Below are 17094 nucleotides of genomic sequence, written 5' to 3'. Positions count from 1 at the left end.
ATCCAACAGATTTGCGCAGATTTATTTTGCTTATTGTTTATTATCAGTCGTCAATTTTTCTTCATTACAAAAAGTACTTTTTCCTTGATTTCAGCTTGTGGAATTACGACTTTTTTTCCTCCGCTGACATTTGCTTTTTTGGTGATAGTTCCATTGGAAGCATTGATTATATATACTTCGAAAGTTCCTTTATGATTGGATAAATCGATTGAAACATCCTGGTCATTTTTCAGATAAAAAAGATAGGCATTGCCTTTATTTTCCAGTGTCCAGAACTTGTCTGAAAAAGTAGTTCCTGCTGCAAACTTCATACCAGCAAGGGCAGAATGAAAGGCAGAAAGTTCAATTTTTGGAACATTTGCCAAAGACGCTCCCGCCATTAACGCCGGCCAGCCAAATCGTGGTGCTCCCATAGTTGAATACAATACTGCTTTTTCCGGATATTTTTCACGGTATTCGCGAACGGCTCGATACACCTGATCATCTGTTTCTTTTCCGGTTTTGATTTTACGGGCGTGTTGGCGTGGTGCTAAATTTTTTCCGCCTTCTGGGGCATATAATGTTTCGTCTTCTCTGTAATACCAATATCTGATGTCAATTACATCAACAGTTTTGGCTCTTGTTTCGTCATTTAGAATGGCATCCTGAACATCTTTTGTGGCACTTAAAGCAATTTTAGATTCATTTTTATTCGACTTTTCGTAATTGGCTATTACATCAATCCAAAATTGCATAAAACTTAAAGGACCTGTATATTCGGCACTTGTAAGTTGCAGAACGTTAGCATTATCTTTAAAGTTTTCCAGATTTTTTTCGATGAATGCTACGTGCAGTTTTCGAATGTCTGCATTTTTTATATCATAAAATTGTTCGGCAAGGAAAATCCTTTTGTCACCTGCATAAGGCGGTGGTTCAGGTAATCCGGTTGTGTTGATATTATTGGCTGGACGCCAAGGGGAACTTGCCCAATGTGCTCCGGCTTCTAAAATATTGTGCTGAAAATAAGCTTCGTTTAATAAGATTTTATTTTTTTGACCCGCTAATTCTGCAAAGGTTTTCAATCGGTTCCAGTACCAGGCGTTGTATCGGGTCAAATCGTATTTGCTCAGATGATCCCAGGCAATTCCTTGTCCGCTTCTGTCGAAAGGCTGTTCGTAAAATGGTGCCCAAACATCGGCATCGATTCTTCTGATGCGTTCGTGATCAGCCATTCTTTGTTCGTACCACAATCCGTAATTATGATCAATTGCCGATTTATTGTTTTCGACTAAATAGTTTACGGTTTCCTCCAGATTATCGGTATAACCCACTCCATAATGTCCCGGTACAAATCGGGTAATATGCGGTCTTGATTTTGCAATTTCAGATTCGCGTAAACTGCCTCTCCACCAAGGAACGTCTACAACTTCTCCGGTGATTACTCCTTTTGAAGTGGTTAATAATCCATTGGTGATAGTAATTTTATCGGTATTGGTATTTGCAACTGCATCGGCTTTTACTTCGTCAATGCGTTTTGCTTTGGCATAATCAATCGCAATTGGATTTCTTTTTGAAGCTTTAGTAATGAACTCTTTTAAAGTTTCATTTAATTTATAAGCTTCGGCTGTTAAAGTGGCTGCTTGTTCCAACGTTGGACTTGAAGAAGGTTCAGAACCTAAATCCATAATTTGGGCATCCATCGGTAATTTTCCCAGACGTTGTTCAAGCAGAGCATAAAATAAACTTCTTGGGCTGATGTGATTGTTCACGTCTTTCCAATGTCCGTTTCCTGCCCATTGCGCCCAAACTCCAAACGCCCAGTTATTGAACGTTGGCGGACTGTAATTTTCAATTTTTGATGCCGAGGTTTCCCAGATGACACTATTGGCAGCATTCCATCCTAAACCTCTTCCGTCCTGTTCTTTGTTTTTAAAACTAATGGCATTTCCATCAATTAGGGAAACATCAAAAAGAATTCCGGTTGCCCAGCTTCCAACAGATCCACTGAAACTATACGGTAAATGTGATTCGCATTGCAAAAAGACATTGGGTCCTGCAGTCGCATAACCTCCCACTACAAAATCATTGTATCCGAATTCAGAATAACATCTTTGAAATAAAGTCTGCTGTCCTTCTGTATAAAAAGTATTTCTTCTATGTGCTGCTATTTCCGAAATTGGATTTAAAGCCAGACAATCTTCAACAGTGATTCTTTTGGCCGTTTTTAGAATTGAAACCGCACCGCCTGCAAACTGTTCAAAATTGACTTGTCGTACCCAAATATCTTCTGCATTTTCGATAGAAATTCCTGTCCATCTGTGTTGTTCGTCTTTTGGATTTGTGGTATCGTAATCTGATTTCAAAGTAAGGTTTTCAACACCTGAATTATTAATTCTTCCTGACCAGATGTAACTTACTACAGTTGATTTTGATAATTCTTCGTCTAAAGCATTCGTTAAAGGCGCATCAATTGTAATTTTATTTCCCTGAATATTTATAATTTCTCTGTCCGCACGTATCACGAAATCATCGGCTTTCCAGCCAATCCAACCGCTTTCCCCTCCGAAATCATTCATGAATAAAAGATCAATCCATTTTTTGGTAATTGGAGTATTGATTAAAATATGATCTCCTTTTTTGAGATTGGATACATTTTTTACGGTTAAAACTGTTACTCCTAATGGCGTATAATTTGCATCTAATTGGAATGTTTCCTTTAAAAGCTGATTATTAATTCCGCTGATATTGACAATGGCTTTTCTGTTAATTGAAGTTCCTAAAAGTATTGTTCCGTTATTTCCTGAACCGCTTCCTCTTAGTACAATTCCGCTTTCCTTAATATTAATTTCTCCCGAAACTTTGAAAGTTCCTTTATCTAAAAGTACTGTTCCTTTAAAACCAGTTGCATCGGCTTTCAATTTGGCAACATAATCTATTGCGGATTGAATTGTTTTTGTGGCATCACCATCCATATGCGGTACAAAAGCTTTAACAGCCACATTTGGAATCACAACCGAAGAAGCTTTATAACCGGCAAAAGAAAAATCCGGAATCTGGTTTCCTTGTGTATCGGCTGTTCGTTCCAGTTTTCCTTCTTTGGATTTTGTAATATCGGGAAATGTATTTTGTGCATTAGTAAAATTGGCACTAAAGAAAATAACAAAACAGGATAAAACGAGTAAATCCTGCTTTGTTATGATATTTTTTAACTGGATAAAATTCACTTTAAATTTTATTTATAGGTTATTCATTTTAAACTTAGACCTGACAGCTTTTTAATTCTGTCAGGTCTTGTCAACTAACTTAAAAAACTATTGTAATAATATTTTTGATAATGTATCCTTGTTATTTTCTGTTTTTGTCCAATCTGTTTTTCCTTTTGGATCTATACCATTAAAATATTTTTCAATATTCGTGTAACCATCACCATTTGAATCTTTATTTGCGTCTGACGCATCGTTTGGATTCAAACCAAATTTCTTTTCCCACGCATCCGGAATCCCGTCGTTATCTGAATCTTTATAAGCTTTTCCTTTGTATTCGGGATAACCGCCTACTTGATCTGGATGCGTTATAATTCCTTTTTTATAAGAGTCGGCTGGTAATCTCCTTTTGATGTATGCTGCACCAATTGTATTTTCCAGGCCGTCTTTTACCTCAATTTTCCCTGTACGAACCTGTTTAACGATTCTTTCATCTACTTCATCACGTTTTGGTAGTGTTGCTCCGGCATTCTGTAGTACAAATTCGTAGGCCTCTTCAGCTTTCATAATAGAAATTGGTGGCGTTTTAAAAGGCTTATTTTGTTTAATCTGTGCTAAAAAGTCTTTGGTTATTTCAGACGACAAATCTTCTAATTGCACTCCTCCGTTCCAATTATCGGCTGTCACCTCAGGTGAACCCACAATAAAGTTCCCGTCAACAAAAGCTTTTCCGAATGTTTTAGGACTGATAGAACCAGATTCCGGTTTGATAATTCGGTAACGAATCGGCTGATCAGTTGGGGTGATTGGTCCCGGTTTGAAATAATTATTGATAATGTTGTATTGTGAACGATAATCACCTCCATCAAGGGTACGGTTCCACCAATTGAAAACGACGTTATTCACAAAGTTAAAACTTCCATACATTCCAACTGAGGCATTTCTCGAAATATTATCGGCCCATAAATTGCGAATAAACATACTATTTAAACCACCTATAGTACTTCCGAAAGCATGATTGTAGGTATCCAGACCTTCTGCCGAAATGGTATTCTGAATGGTTACATTAACTGCTGGGAGTTTCTCTAATTTTGATTTTTCATTCGCCTGGAACTGGTGACGGTATAGCGAAATATTTTCATCTAATCCCCAGCTCATGGAACAGTGATCGATAATTACGTTTCCGATTACGTTTCCTCCCAAAGCATCGTCACGACGGGTCACTTCGGTTTCTCCACGGCGAAAACGCATGTAACGAATAATAATGTCGTGTGTGTCTAATAAAACAGATTCTCCCGCAACGCAAATTCCGTCACCCGGTGCAGTTTGTCCCGCGATAGTGATGTAAGGTGCACGAACAGTAATTGGCTTTTTAAGGCGAATGATTCCCGAAACATTAAACACTACTGTACGGGCTCCAACGGCTTCGAGTGCTTCACGAAAAGTTCCTTTTCCACTGTCTTCTAAACTTGTAATAACAAATATTTTACCGCCTCGTCCACCTGGTGTCTGAGCTCCGCCACCCATTGCACCTGGAAAAGCAGGAATATCAGCATGAACTAAATCAGTTGGTAATGCCGCCCAGGGTACATAAGGACGTCCTTGCAATTCTTCGGCTTTGATGATGTGTTCATTGGCTTTCCAAATCTGATCCAAACGCTCACTTTCAGCTTTCATCATGGCATCGGTTTTTTCCTGAATTGGTTTTGGAATATCAGGATATTGCGCATAGGCTGATGAAAAAAGAGAACAAAAGGAAGCTACCATAATTGTTCTTCTAAGAGTGGTCTTTTGTAAATTGTTTTGCATGAGTGTTAATATGAAATTATTAGTTAGAATAGTTTGACACTGTAATTCGCAAAAGGTTTAACTTAAAAATGTTAAAAACACACTTATAAAGAAAAACAACGATTATTCCTTCTTTTTATTCTTTTCTTTTTCTTCAATACGTTTATTCCAGCCTTCACGCTCTTTAGTTAAATCATAACCTTCTTTAGACAAATAATTGTTGATTCTTCCTTTGTATTTACCAAACCAGGCATGCTTTTCTTTTGATGAACCACCATCCATGGCGTGTTCTCTGGCTTCAACTAAAGCATCATAAATATATTTTTTTTGAGCTTCGTTCAAAGTAGGGATCATATCATTATAAGCGGTTACCGTAATTGGAAGTACGCCGTAAGTCATTCCGTCTTTTACTTCAGTGATTTTCGCTTCGTTTAATTGTGTTCCTAATTTTTTCAAATAGGTTTTGTGTAATTTGGCAATTGATTTGTCGGCATCAGCCTTTAGCTTGTCGATTTTCTTGTTTTGCTTTTCTTTGGCTAAAGTAGTATCGTCTTTTACCTTTTTGATTTCAGTATCTCTTGTGTCCTGAATTTTACTTAAATCACGGAATTGCTGCGCGATAATATTATTTACAGCGTTTTCTTTTTCCTTATTGTTCAAAGCTAATTTTTCGACAATTTTCGAAGCTCTTTCATTGGTAACCTTGATGTATTCTGGATCTGCATATTGTTGTGCGCTTAATTTGCAAAAGGCAAAAAGCAAAAACAATACAGCTAATTTCTTAATTGATGTCATTTTTAAAACTTTTAAGTTAGTCTATTTTTATAATTTAAAATCGACTAATCAGTGATTTTATCAGATCTGCTCAATCTGCGTAAAAAATTACTTTCGCAGATTGAGCAGATTATTTTTTTAATTTAAATCTAACAAAGGTCTTACCAAAGTTTCTTTGTTGTTGGCTAAATCAGTCCAGTCTACTTTGATAGCCGGGTTTACACCGTTGATGTAATCTTCTATATTAGAATAACCGTCTCCGTTTAAATCTCCTTTTGCATCAGATGGATCTTTTGGATTCAGACCGTATTTTTTCTCCCATGCATCCGGCATACCGTCTTTGTCTGTATCAACATAAGGTTTCCCTTTGTATTCCGGATATCCGCCCACTTGTGAAATATCCGTTATGATTCCTTGTTTATAAGAATCCTTCGGTAAACGTCTGTGTTCGAATTGATAAAACTCTTTTTTCTCCAAACCTTTTGCGTATTCAGGAACACCTGTCTTAACGGTTCTTACAATTCTTTCGTCAACCTTATCTCTGATTGGCAATGTTGCACCTACATTTTTCAAAACAAATTCATAAGCATCTTCTGCTTTCATGATTTTAGAAAACCAAGGCATTGGGAAAGGTGTGTCGCTTTTCATTTTATCGAAATAAGTTTTAGCTTCATCATACCCCATTAATTCCCCTTTTTTATTTTCGATCTGGATTCCACCATCCCAGTTGTCTTTGGTTACTTTTTCGTTACCATTCACTATATTTCCTGTTACATAAGCTCTACCAAAAACCATATAAGGCAGTTTACTTCTTCCTGATTCCGGTTTTAAGATTCTGTAGCTAATAGGCTCGTTTAAATTTGTTACTGGTCCCGGTTTGTAAAAGTTATTGATGATATTGTAGTTCGCTGTATAATCACCTCCGTCTGTTGATCTGTTGTACCAGTTGTACACCACATTGTTCACAAAATTGAAGATTCCGTTCCACCCAATTGAAGGGTTTCTACCTGCATTGCTGGCCCACATATTTTTCATAAATGAACAATTTTCCCCACCTAATGTACTTCCGAAAGCGTGATTGTAGGTATCCAATGCCTCTCCGAACAGACTATTTTGAATAGTAATGTTTACGGTAGGTTTCTTTTCGTCCGGATAACCTGCACCCGGGCTGTACATATGTCGGTACATTGACATGTTTTCGTCTAATCCCCAAGTTGCAGAAACGTGGTCAATCATAATATTTCCAACAGGATTTCCTCCTATTGAATCATCTCTACGACCAACAAAAGTTTCTCCTCTGCGGAAACGCATGTGTCTTATAATTACATCGTGAGTATTAATCCAGATAGATTCTCCTGCTACACAAATTCCATCTCCTGGAGCGGTTTGTCCTGCAATAGTAATATAAGGTGCCCGAATAATTAACGGCGTTTTTATTCTGATAATTCCTGATACATTGAATACAATGATTCTGGCACCTCCTTGCTCACATGCTTCTCTCAAAGTTCCCGGACCTCTGTCCTCAAGACTTGTAACGGTGTAAACATTTCCGCCACGACCCCCAAAAGTGTACATACCTCCTCCTTCAGCTCCTGGAAAAGCAGGTATAGACGCCTGTGGTAAATCGTTTGGTCTTGATGCCCATGGAATAAAAGGCTTCCCGTGTTTGGCTTCTTCTTCGATAATTACTAATGCTTTTTCCCAGGCTTCATCTGAACGTTTATCAGCTTCATCTATAAAAGCCTTTGATTGCGCAGCCATTTCAGGACTTATTTTTGGATATTGAGCGAAGCATTTTGCATTCCCTAAAACCAACAGCGATAAGATAAATAATGCTGAATTTTTCATGTTAATTTTAATTTGGTAATTCGTTTTAAACAAATCACCTGTATCTTTTTGAGGGAATACAGGTGAAAAGTCTAATTTTAATGTTAACGTTTTATTAAGATATTAACAAAAATGCCTGATTATTTTCAGGCATTTTTAATTTATAAGTTTATTCTTGGTAATTGAAAGTTCCATTTGCATTAGCTGCATCATTCCATCCAATCGTTTGTTTTAACCATGGATTTTGTGTTAGAATAGTTAAGGTCAATCCTTTTACATAATAATTTGGTCGCCAAAGTATATTTACTGCTGTAGTAGTACCATTGTTATCCATAGGAGTTACCAAATTAGTTAATACAAAATTAGTAGTATAAAAATTCGCTAAAGCTGTTATTTGTGCATTAAAGTTTGCATCATCCGGATCTACTGTAATACTCGCTCTGGCGGCAGTTAAAGGATCAGTAGATGTTGCAGTATTTTTATATTGCAAAAAGTGACCAATTCTTTGAGTACCATTTATAGGTGCCAATCCTAATTTTTGATTAGTATTGTCGACTGTACCATCAACTGCATCATCACTATACAGCATCCAACGCTGAACATCCCAAAAACGTTTTCCTTCATAAGCTAATTCAACTCTTCTTTCATACAAAACAGCATTTATAGCTGCATATTTATCGGCTAATGTACCTATACCATAGTTATTAGTAGATGGAATACCTACACGGTTTCTAATTTTACCTAAATAAGCTAAAGTATTTCCAATATCTCCTTTTGCTGCATAACATTCAGCAATATTTAATAATAATTCAGCATAACGGTATTCAAAAATATCTGTACTTGAATATTGAAAACTTGTCGCATTTGAAGCTGCAGGGTTAGACATTTTACGTACATAAGCAGGACTTGATGTTTGATTTCCATCACTAAAGTATTCTTTATTAGAAGCATCAACCCAACGATACCCCCATACAGTATTAGATGTAGCTTCTTTGTATGGCCATTTAGCCCCTGAAAATGCAAATGTTCTATAGAAACGAGGATCTCTATCTTTAAAGAAAAGAAATGGATCATAACCATTACCTGCTGTTGGTTTAGAACCGTCTTTCATAGGAAACAAATCAATCATGTCTTTTGGAACAGAAATTCCTCCAGTAGCAGTGGATTGGCTTTTTAAACGAATCGATTTCTCCCATGAATTATTTAAGGCAACAGTAGTATTAGAAGATAACATCTGAATCGTAATTGCTTCTTTACAAAAACCATTATCAATCAAAAACATACTAGCCCAATCTTTAGCCGATGTACCATATAGACCAAAACCATCTGCTGTTAATTGTGTTTCTGCAGCTAATCCAGCTTGTAATGCTGCATCCCAACGCTCTGTTGCGCTATCCCAGTTTTTATTGAATAAAGGACTAGCATAGGTTAACAAAACACGTGATTTTTGAGCTAAAGCTGCTCCTCTTGTAAAACGGCCATAATCTGTCGCAACATCCCATTGTCCTGGTAATAAAGTAGCAGCCAAATCTAAGTCAGCAACTATTTGAACTACAACCTCAGCAACAGTTGCTCTAGGTAATTTAATACTTTCATCCGTTGAGCTTGCGGCTTGTACGGTAAGTACAATTGGCACTCCTCCATATGTACGCATCAAATCAAAATACTGGATAGCTCTCAAATAATACATTTGTCCCTTCGCCTTATCACGAAATGTTTGACTTAAACCTGCACCTTTTACATCTATGTCTCGTAAAAAACCATTAATATCTCTAATTCTACTATAAGCATTATTTGCTGTGCTCGAAGTTATTGTAGTTCCATAATAAGTAGAGCCGTCAGCTGCATTAACAAATGTCTTACTTGGGTTAATCAAATCTGTAATCCCTCCTATCTCTTCGGTCAACTTTGACTGATCTGTATTATATAAACCAACCGTATTGGCTAAAGGTGATGTATATGATGAAAAGAAATCATAATATACATTATTAATATACCAATTTGTACGTATTTCACTTTCATAAAATGAATCATCAATCTGACCGTAATTTTTCTTATCTTCTAAGAAATCATCACTACATGAAGCACCTACCACCAGTAAAAGTGCTAACATTATATATAAATTAATCTTTGTTTTCATTGTTCTGATAATTTAAATTTTAGAATGTAATGTTTAAGTTAACTGACCATGTTCTAAGTGTAGGGTATGCTTCATACGAAGTATCATACATGTTACGATAATGATTTGGGTATGGATTATACAAATCCCAAAGATTATTTCCTGTAACACCAATACTTGCATTAGAAATTTTAAGCTCAGACAAAATTTCTTTAGGAAGCTGAAAACCCAGAGTTAAGTTTCTTACTGTACAACGGAAAGTATTTAATTGCCAGAAATCTGAAGCAGAACCAAGCATTGATGAATCATAATAAGCTAAGTTAGGATATTTACCATCTGTGTTATCATCGCCATACATATCACTCCAATAACTCTCATGTGCCCACATATTATGAGTCGAACCAACACCTTGTTTCACAACATCGATAGATCTGTAACCACCCCAAGAAGTAGCGATTTGAGTTTTCATAAAAAATGATTTATAAGACATTCCTAAATTAGTTGTAAACCCATAAGTTTTATTTTTGTTAACTAACTTCGTAAAATCCTCTCCTGTCATAATTCTTCCATCAGGTCCTTTTTGAACTCCTGTTGTACTGTCAAAAACACCTCCTAAATCTTTATAAGCCAACATTCCTTTTCTCATTCCTGATACATCTGTAATTCCATTATAATTTGGAGTACCTCCAGCAGCTGTAGCTCTTTCTGTCAAGTAACTCCAATAGCTTTGAATATCTTCATCAGTACGTAAAATTCCATCATGTGTCGAGGTTTGTTTCCAAGTTTGGAATCCCCATTGTGGATAAACCAAAGATGTATCTTCTCTCCTTTGATTAGTTGATGGCAATGCATAAGGAACATCGTAATAAGCTCCTTGTTTAGCGCTAGAAAAGCCAAAGTTTAACCCTATATTATACTTAACATTTTCTTTTATTTTATCATTCCAATTAATACTGAATTCAGAACCCCATGCATTAATAGTCGCTAAGTTTTCTTCTGCAAACCCTCCTCCTACAGATATTGGCACACCAACTGTGCTTGCCGCAGCTGTTAGCATTTCAGTACTTCTGTCATAGTACAAATCTGTTGTAATTTGCAGTCTGTTTCTCAAGAATGCTAAATCAATACCAAAATTATTTTTTACAGTAGCATCCCATCCTACATTTCTGTTTGGCGATACTCTTGTATTAATTCCGCTGCCTAAAGTCCCTCCAGCTGTTGTTCCAAACACGTATCCTTTATCAGCAATAATATCATAGTATGTTGCCCAACGCCAAGGTAAAATATTATCTTTTCCGGTTTTACCAATAGAATAACGTAATTTCAAATTATTTACACCTGGTAACAAATCTCGAAACCAATCTTCTTTAGATACTACCCAACCAGCTTGTACAGAAGGGAAAAAGCCATAATAATTTTCAGGTGCAAATTTTGTAGATGCATCAGTACGGAAAACAAACTGAAATAAATATTTTGATTTATAACTATAGTTCAAACGACCTAAGTACGAAAGTGTTCCTGATTCACCTCTTAATGCTGTAGAATTTGAAGTAGATAATTTCCCTGCTGTCAAATAAGTACCTGCATAATCTGCTGTTGTCTCTTCATAAGCCAAACGCGTACTGCTATACTCTGCCTCTGATTTTTCAACACCTGCCATAGCACTAATTTCATGGTTTCCGAAAGTTCTGTCATAATTAGCAAAAAAGTTAGTTTGCGTGCTTTTATTAAAAGCAGTATCATAATACACTCTTGAATTTCTTACGTTAGTATCTATAGAATAATCTGAATCAGTTGCCCCACTAGCTAAGTGATTATCCTGAGTTTCATAATTTTTAATTCTTGCCATAACATACGGCAACTGAATTTGTTCAGTTTTATCAATATTCTCACTTCTTGCAAAAGTTCCTTTGAAAGACAGTCCTTTAATAAAAGGCACTTTATAATTCAACGACATATTAACATTATAACCAAAATCATCATTTACCGATTTAGATCCGTTATCTAAAGTTGCAAAGTAATTCCAACCCGCAATAGTTGTATTTGCATTCGCACTTCCTAAATTTCGATCAGTTCTAGGAAAAGGCGACATCCAATATTCCTGGCCATTAACTGTTGTTTGCCAAGGAATATATTTTGGCATATGAACCAAATATCCATAATCCTGTTGTTCACCTCCTCCATTAGCTTTAGAACCATAACTACTGTCATTAATGTTTGCAGAAGCTTTAGAATATGACTTTTGTGTATGACCTGTCAAGGCGGAAACAGAAGCTGAAAAATCTAAGTTTTTAGAAACCTTAGCAGTCATTCCTGTACGGAAATTCCATTTATCATACTTTTGTTCTCCAAGATTAGCCCCTTGTGTAAAATAATTAGCACCCGCGAAATAAGTGGCTTTATCATTACCTCCACTAACAGTAAGTGCGTGTTTTTGTTGTATAGCCGGTTTCCATGCTTTATCTAACCAGTCATAATTCAAACTCTTCATTTGCTCTAACTCATCTGCAGAGAAAAGACTTGAATTATTTGTTCCAGCTCTATTATCAGCAATCATAAATCGATTGGCCCAAAGTCCATACTGATACGAATTCATTGTTTTACTATGACTTACAGCATCATTTACTGCAAATTGACTAATGTAATTAAACTTAGTAACCCCAGCTTTCCCTCTTTTAGTTTTAACAATTATTGCTCCCTGAGATGCACGAGAACCATAAATAGCTGCAGAACCATCCTTTAATACAGTCATACTTTCTATCTCAGAAGGATCTAATCTATTAAAAGTTTCCAGTGTTGATCTACCTGTAGTAGGATCTATCTGAACCATATCATCAATTACAATCAAAGGAAGATCAGAACCCCCATCTTTTGACAAAGAAAATGTTTGACGAATCTGAATATCTGCTGCTGTTCCCGGGCGGCCAGAACCTCCATTAATCGAAACACCAGGAACCTGGCCTCTTAGAGCCTCTGATAAATTCGACACGGGTAAATCCTGGATTTTTTCCATATCAATAGTTGCTATAGCACCAGTGATATTATTCTTTTTCTGAGTACCGTATGCAACAACTACGATATCATCTAATACATTAGAATCTTCTTGTAGCTTAGCATCTAAATTAGTACGTCCATTCAAAGGTATTTCTGTTTTCTTCATTCCAATGAAAGAAAAAACTAATGTTGCACCAGGCTTTACAATAATTTCATACCTACCACTGTAATCCGTAGTAACGGTATTTTTCGATGACTTTTCAGTTACGTTAACTCCAGGTAATAGCAGCCCTGAATTATCTGTAACGGTACCAGTGATCTTAATTTGACTGCTTCCATTTTGGGCATAAGTGACAATGCTCATCAATGCAAACAAAATAAAACTACATCTTTTGATAAGTGCTTGTTTCATAAATTTTTGATTTAGTTAGATTAATAGTTAGGTTAGTTTAGTTTATAAAAATATATTTTTATTGTTGTTGAAAAATGCTGCATTTATACGGCTTTTAAATACCTGCAAAATTTTAAACGTTAAAACTACATTTATTACTTGGTTTCAAAAATATAATGATTGAAAATCACAACTGTCCTGTGGCATCCTGCTTCGATATTATCATCAAAAAAAATCCAATAAAAAAACTATATCAACAAAAAAATGTAAGACAAAATAGAGTAACACTAAAAAAAATGAGGAAATTTTGAATATAACAATATACAAATAAAATAAGTAAGAAAAAATACCCACAAATAGACAGGTTTTAGCAAACACATTAAAAAAACAGTAATTTAATTTAATTCTTTCTTCTTAAAAACATTGTAGGAAATCGATTTCTTTCAGCGAAACATCTTACAAAAAATAGCATTTCGGGATAATAATAAAAAATCAAAAAAATTTATAAAAAAAATTAAAACCAACTTTTATATAGGTTAATACTTATTAATGCCCTTTAAGATTTATCGTAAGTTTTGAGTGTTAAGACTATTACAACATTAATAAAGAATTATAGTCCGTTTAAAACTGTACTTCTTCATTCCCTTAAACGCTAATCTGTCTACTTTTCTTTCCTGAAGTCTGAAAATGAGTATTGCCTTTTTCCAAAAAGAAAAGCAGGAAAATGACCTGCTTCAAAGTTCTTAAAATGATTTAGAGTTACATACACCTGACCTTTATTAGTAAAAAAGTTGATAGACAGTTTATAGACTTAAAAACTAATATTGAAAATAAAATGGTTGTAAGTATTTAATAATTATGATCATGTTTAATTTTTAGGATTCCAGCCATTTAACACCTTTTCCAAACCGTAGTTTTTTAGATCAGATTTTTTCAATTGATGTGACCATGAAACTCTTTTAGACATATCTTTTGCGCCCTCCCCTTTACTGCCTGATTCTGCATAATAAACCGTTTTTTCCTTGTCAGGGAAATTTTTATCACCTTTCCATGGATTCCAACCTTCGGGAACAATATGTGCGCCCAATTCTGCATTGATAAACACTGTTTTTGCATATGGCCTCCACGGACGTCCCAGAAAAACCTTATCTACTGTGCTCTCTTTTGCAGTAAGCTTGCAATCTACAAATACAAATCCGTATTTATCTTCCTGGGGTGTTGATGCCGCAGTCACATAAGAATTGCTTAAACTTTCAATAGTACAATTATAAAAGTATGCTGTTGCTGCACCAAAAATAAAATCAGTTGTACCATTGATATAACAGTTTTCGAAATAATTTCGGGTTCCCCCTTTTGCTAAATACAAAGTGTCCTGATTTCCTAAAATTGAACAGTTTTTCACAAAAACCCTGTCACCTTCAGTATGCAAGGCCACTGCCTGACCTACTTTACCAGCTGTATTTTCTACAGTCAGATTTTCTACCGAACAATCATTTCCCTGAACTAACAAAGTATAAGACGTATAAGTACTAAATTTTGTATCTCCCGTAACGTCAATTCCTCTAAAGGGTTTTCCGGAATAATCGTTGTATGAAATAATCGTCTTTTCTCTGTCTGAACCTTTTAAAGTAATATTTCTTTTGAAAGCCGGAATCACTACCTTTTCATTATAAATACCCGATTTGATTGTAATGATAACTCGTTTTTCTGCGTGATCCCTTACTTTATTAATAGCCTCCTGAATGGTTTTAAAATCTCCGGATCCATCCTGTGCCACAGTTAATTCAAATCGGTTATCTGTTGTTTGCGCTGATGATAAAGCAGATATGAATGCTAAAAATAAAGTAACAATATATTTCATAAGATTTTATTTTTTAGCCATGTAAATTATATAACATTCTTTAAGTTTTAAAAAACAGAACTTATATGACTTATATGGTAAATTATTTTTTAATGAGAAAGCCACACAGACATTTCGCCTTTTCCGTGATTTCCCCATGCAAAATAAGGAATTAATTTGATACTGTATTCCTTGTTGTCTTTTGTAGAAATAGGTTTGTACAGCTTTTTATCCCAGGAAGTATCATTATTAATTGATGAACTGGCAGTTATACTAAGCAGTTGTCTGTCATGAATTTTGATAAAATCGGTAGTGAATTTCGAATTTACATCTAAAACAACTTCGTTGATACTTGTATTGGCCGGAAGCTGATCAGATTCTAAGCAATACACAATCGGACCTCTTTTTACGGCAACCTGATTTTTTACTTCTTCTACCAATGGATTTGCCTGCATCAACTCCACCGGCATTGGGATATTCAATTCGATGACATCTCCCTTTTTCCACTTTTGTGCTATTTTTTGGTAGAATCCGGAAGCAATTGCATCACTAATATTTTTGCCATTTACAGCAATCGTTGTCCCCTGGCTCCATCCTGGAATTCTCAATAAAAAAGTATAAACCTCTTTCGGAGCTTTTACTATTTTTAAAGTAACTTTTCCATCCCAGGGATAATTTGTCTGCTGTTCAATTTCAATTTTTTCTCCTGCAAGTGTTGTTGAATTCAGATTATTACTTCCGTATAAATTCACATACAAGCCTTCTTTCGAAAAGTTATAAGCATAATTGCTCACCTCAGCAATCGTTCTGGTTACGTTTGGCGCACAGCAGTTTGACAAAGCGATATAACCTTCACGTTCTTTGCTCCATCTTTGTTTGAAAGGCAAATCTTTGGAAACATTCAGCGGATTGTTATAAAAGAATTCTTTTCCTTCCAGACTGATTCCTGACAAAACACTATTGTATAAAGCTAATTCCACAATATCCGCATATTTGGCATCTCCTGTAATCTGAAGCATTCTCCAGTTCCACAACACATTTCCAATATTAGCACAGGTTTCGGTATGAGCTGTAGCATTTGGCAATTGGAAAGGTCTTCCGTAGGCCTGATGAATTTTTTGCACATCGGTTGGATTATACGAAGTTCCATCTGGAGAAACCCCGTCATACAAAGAACCGCAGGCTCCTGTGATATACATTTTTCTATATGTTACATCATCCCAAATTGATTCCAAGTTATCCAGTAATTTTTTCTCTCCGGTTTCTGCGTATAAATCGGCTACACCTGCGTACAGGTAATTAGCTCGTACGGCATGACCCATTGCGGTAGTTTGCTGTCTAAACGGAATCCTGTCCTGATTATCGTCTGTTCCATCATTGGTCGTCCCTCTGATATCGATTAGATTATTGGCCAATTCCAAATATTTTGGATTTTTCGTCGTACGGTACATTTCGACAATTCCCATATAATGTGAAGGGCAGATTGCATTTCTTGCCAATTCCGGTGAAGCTTTTTTGTAGAAATCATATAGGAAATCGGCAACGCCTTTGGCAATGTTTAAGAAATTAGTTTTTCCTGTCGCCCGGTAATGAATACAAGCTGCAGTCATTAAATGTCCCATATTGTATTTCTCAAAACCCAATTGTTTCTTCACTTCTTCCGGCCCAAGCGTTCCCCAGCGTTCGTCGATTAAAACCGGTGTATGCAGATAGCCGTCTTTTCGCTGTGCTTTCGCGAAAAGTGCAATGGCTTTATCCATTTCTGCATCAAGTTTTTTATCCTTAGTAACTGCATATGTCGCTGCCATTCCTTCAAAAATTTTATAAAAATCCCCGTCATGAAAAGATGGTCCTTTGAAAGTTCCTTTGCTTTCTCCAGCTGCAATTTCAAAATTTTTGTAAGCGTGCGAAACCTCATCATTATGATACAAGTCCCACATATAAGGTAATGTATTCTGGGTTTCAACATCAAATTGTTCTTTCCAAAAACCGTTTGTCCATTTTACATCCTGCAAACCTACACTCTGTAATTTAGAATAAGGGCTTTCAGAATTGGCTACCAAACCTTTGTTTTGGGCAAAAATTACTGTTGAAAGGAATAAAGACGATAGGATAATGTGCTTTTTCATTTGATATAATTTTTTATCTCCTTGATATGCTGAATCTGTGGAGGCTAATT

General features: G+C 35.8%; 8 protein-coding genes. All 8 read right to left on the bottom strand.

Annotation, left to right across the window (positions count from 1 at the left end):
- Positions 1–50 precede the first annotated feature (50 nt).
- The 8 genes from BXU10_RS00205 to BXU10_RS00170 all read right to left on the bottom strand — a co-directional run bounded on the left by BXU10_RS00205 (position 51) and on the right by BXU10_RS00170 (position 17044).
- Complete coding sequence (locus BXU10_RS00205; RefSeq protein WP_078225621.1) at positions 51–3203, bottom strand: DUF6298 domain-containing protein; 3153 nt, start codon at positions 3201–3203, stop codon at positions 51–53.
- Positions 3204–3290: 87 nt separating this feature from the next.
- The gene (locus BXU10_RS00200) at positions 3291–4991 is read right to left on the bottom strand and encodes a polysaccharide lyase (RefSeq protein ID WP_078225620.1); all 1701 of its coding nucleotides are present in this window, start codon (positions 4989–4991) and stop codon (positions 3291–3293) included.
- Positions 4992–5093: 102 nt separating this feature from the next.
- The gene (locus BXU10_RS00195; RefSeq protein ID WP_189328044.1) at positions 5094–5765 is read right to left on the bottom strand and encodes a DUF3826 domain-containing protein; all 672 of its coding nucleotides are present in this window, start codon (positions 5763–5765) and stop codon (positions 5094–5096) included.
- Between the two features lie 117 nt (positions 5766–5882).
- Positions 5883–7592 carry a polysaccharide lyase family 1 protein gene (locus BXU10_RS00190; protein ID WP_078225619.1) on the bottom strand — a complete coding sequence of 570 codons (1710 nt, stop codon included), beginning with the start codon at positions 7590–7592 and terminating at the stop codon, positions 5883–5885.
- Positions 7593–7740: 148 nt separating this feature from the next.
- On the bottom strand, positions 7741–9711 hold the full coding sequence (locus tag BXU10_RS00185) for a RagB/SusD family nutrient uptake outer membrane protein (RefSeq protein WP_078225618.1): 1971 nt from the start codon (positions 9709–9711) through the stop codon (positions 7741–7743).
- 19 nt (positions 9712–9730) lie between these two features.
- The gene (locus BXU10_RS00180; RefSeq protein WP_078225617.1) at positions 9731–13096 is read right to left on the bottom strand and encodes a SusC/RagA family TonB-linked outer membrane protein; all 3366 of its coding nucleotides are present in this window, start codon (positions 13094–13096) and stop codon (positions 9731–9733) included.
- A gap of 847 nt (positions 13097–13943) precedes the next feature.
- Positions 13944–14936 carry a pectinesterase family protein gene (locus tag BXU10_RS00175; RefSeq protein WP_078225616.1) on the bottom strand — a complete coding sequence of 331 codons (993 nt, stop codon included), beginning with the start codon at positions 14934–14936 and terminating at the stop codon, positions 13944–13946.
- 89 nt (positions 14937–15025) lie between these two features.
- The gene (locus tag BXU10_RS00170) at positions 15026–17044 is read right to left on the bottom strand and encodes a glycoside hydrolase family 127 protein (protein WP_078225615.1); all 2019 of its coding nucleotides are present in this window, start codon (positions 17042–17044) and stop codon (positions 15026–15028) included.
- Positions 17045–17094 lie beyond the last annotated feature (50 nt).

This window comes from Flavobacterium sp. LM4, assembly GCF_002017935.1.
GTDB lineage: Bacteria > Bacteroidota > Bacteroidia > Flavobacteriales > Flavobacteriaceae > Flavobacterium > Flavobacterium chungangense.
This window is presented reverse-complemented; position numbering and strand designations above follow the sequence as displayed.

Excerpts from the sequence above, each read along its gene's own strand:
- BXU10_RS00200 (WP_078225620.1), bottom strand. The coding sequence starts at position 4,991 with ATGCAAAACAATTTACAAAAGACCACTCTTAGAAGAACAATTATGGTA.
- BXU10_RS00195 (WP_189328044.1), bottom strand. The coding sequence starts at position 5,765 with ATGACATCAATTAAGAAATTAGCTGTATTGTTTTTGCTTTTTGCCTTT.
- BXU10_RS00190 (WP_078225619.1), bottom strand. The coding sequence starts at position 7,592 with ATGAAAAATTCAGCATTATTTATCTTATCGCTGTTGGTTTTAGGGAAT.
- BXU10_RS00185 (WP_078225618.1), bottom strand. The coding sequence starts at position 9,711 with ATGAAAACAAAGATTAATTTATATATAATGTTAGCACTTTTACTGGTG.
- BXU10_RS00180 (WP_078225617.1), bottom strand. The coding sequence starts at position 13,096 with ATGAAACAAGCACTTATCAAAAGATGTAGTTTTATTTTGTTTGCATTG.
- BXU10_RS00175 (WP_078225616.1), bottom strand. The coding sequence starts at position 14,936 with ATGAAATATATTGTTACTTTATTTTTAGCATTCATATCTGCTTTATCA.
- BXU10_RS00170 (WP_078225615.1), bottom strand. The coding sequence starts at position 17,044 with ATGAAAAAGCACATTATCCTATCGTCTTTATTCCTTTCAACAGTAATT.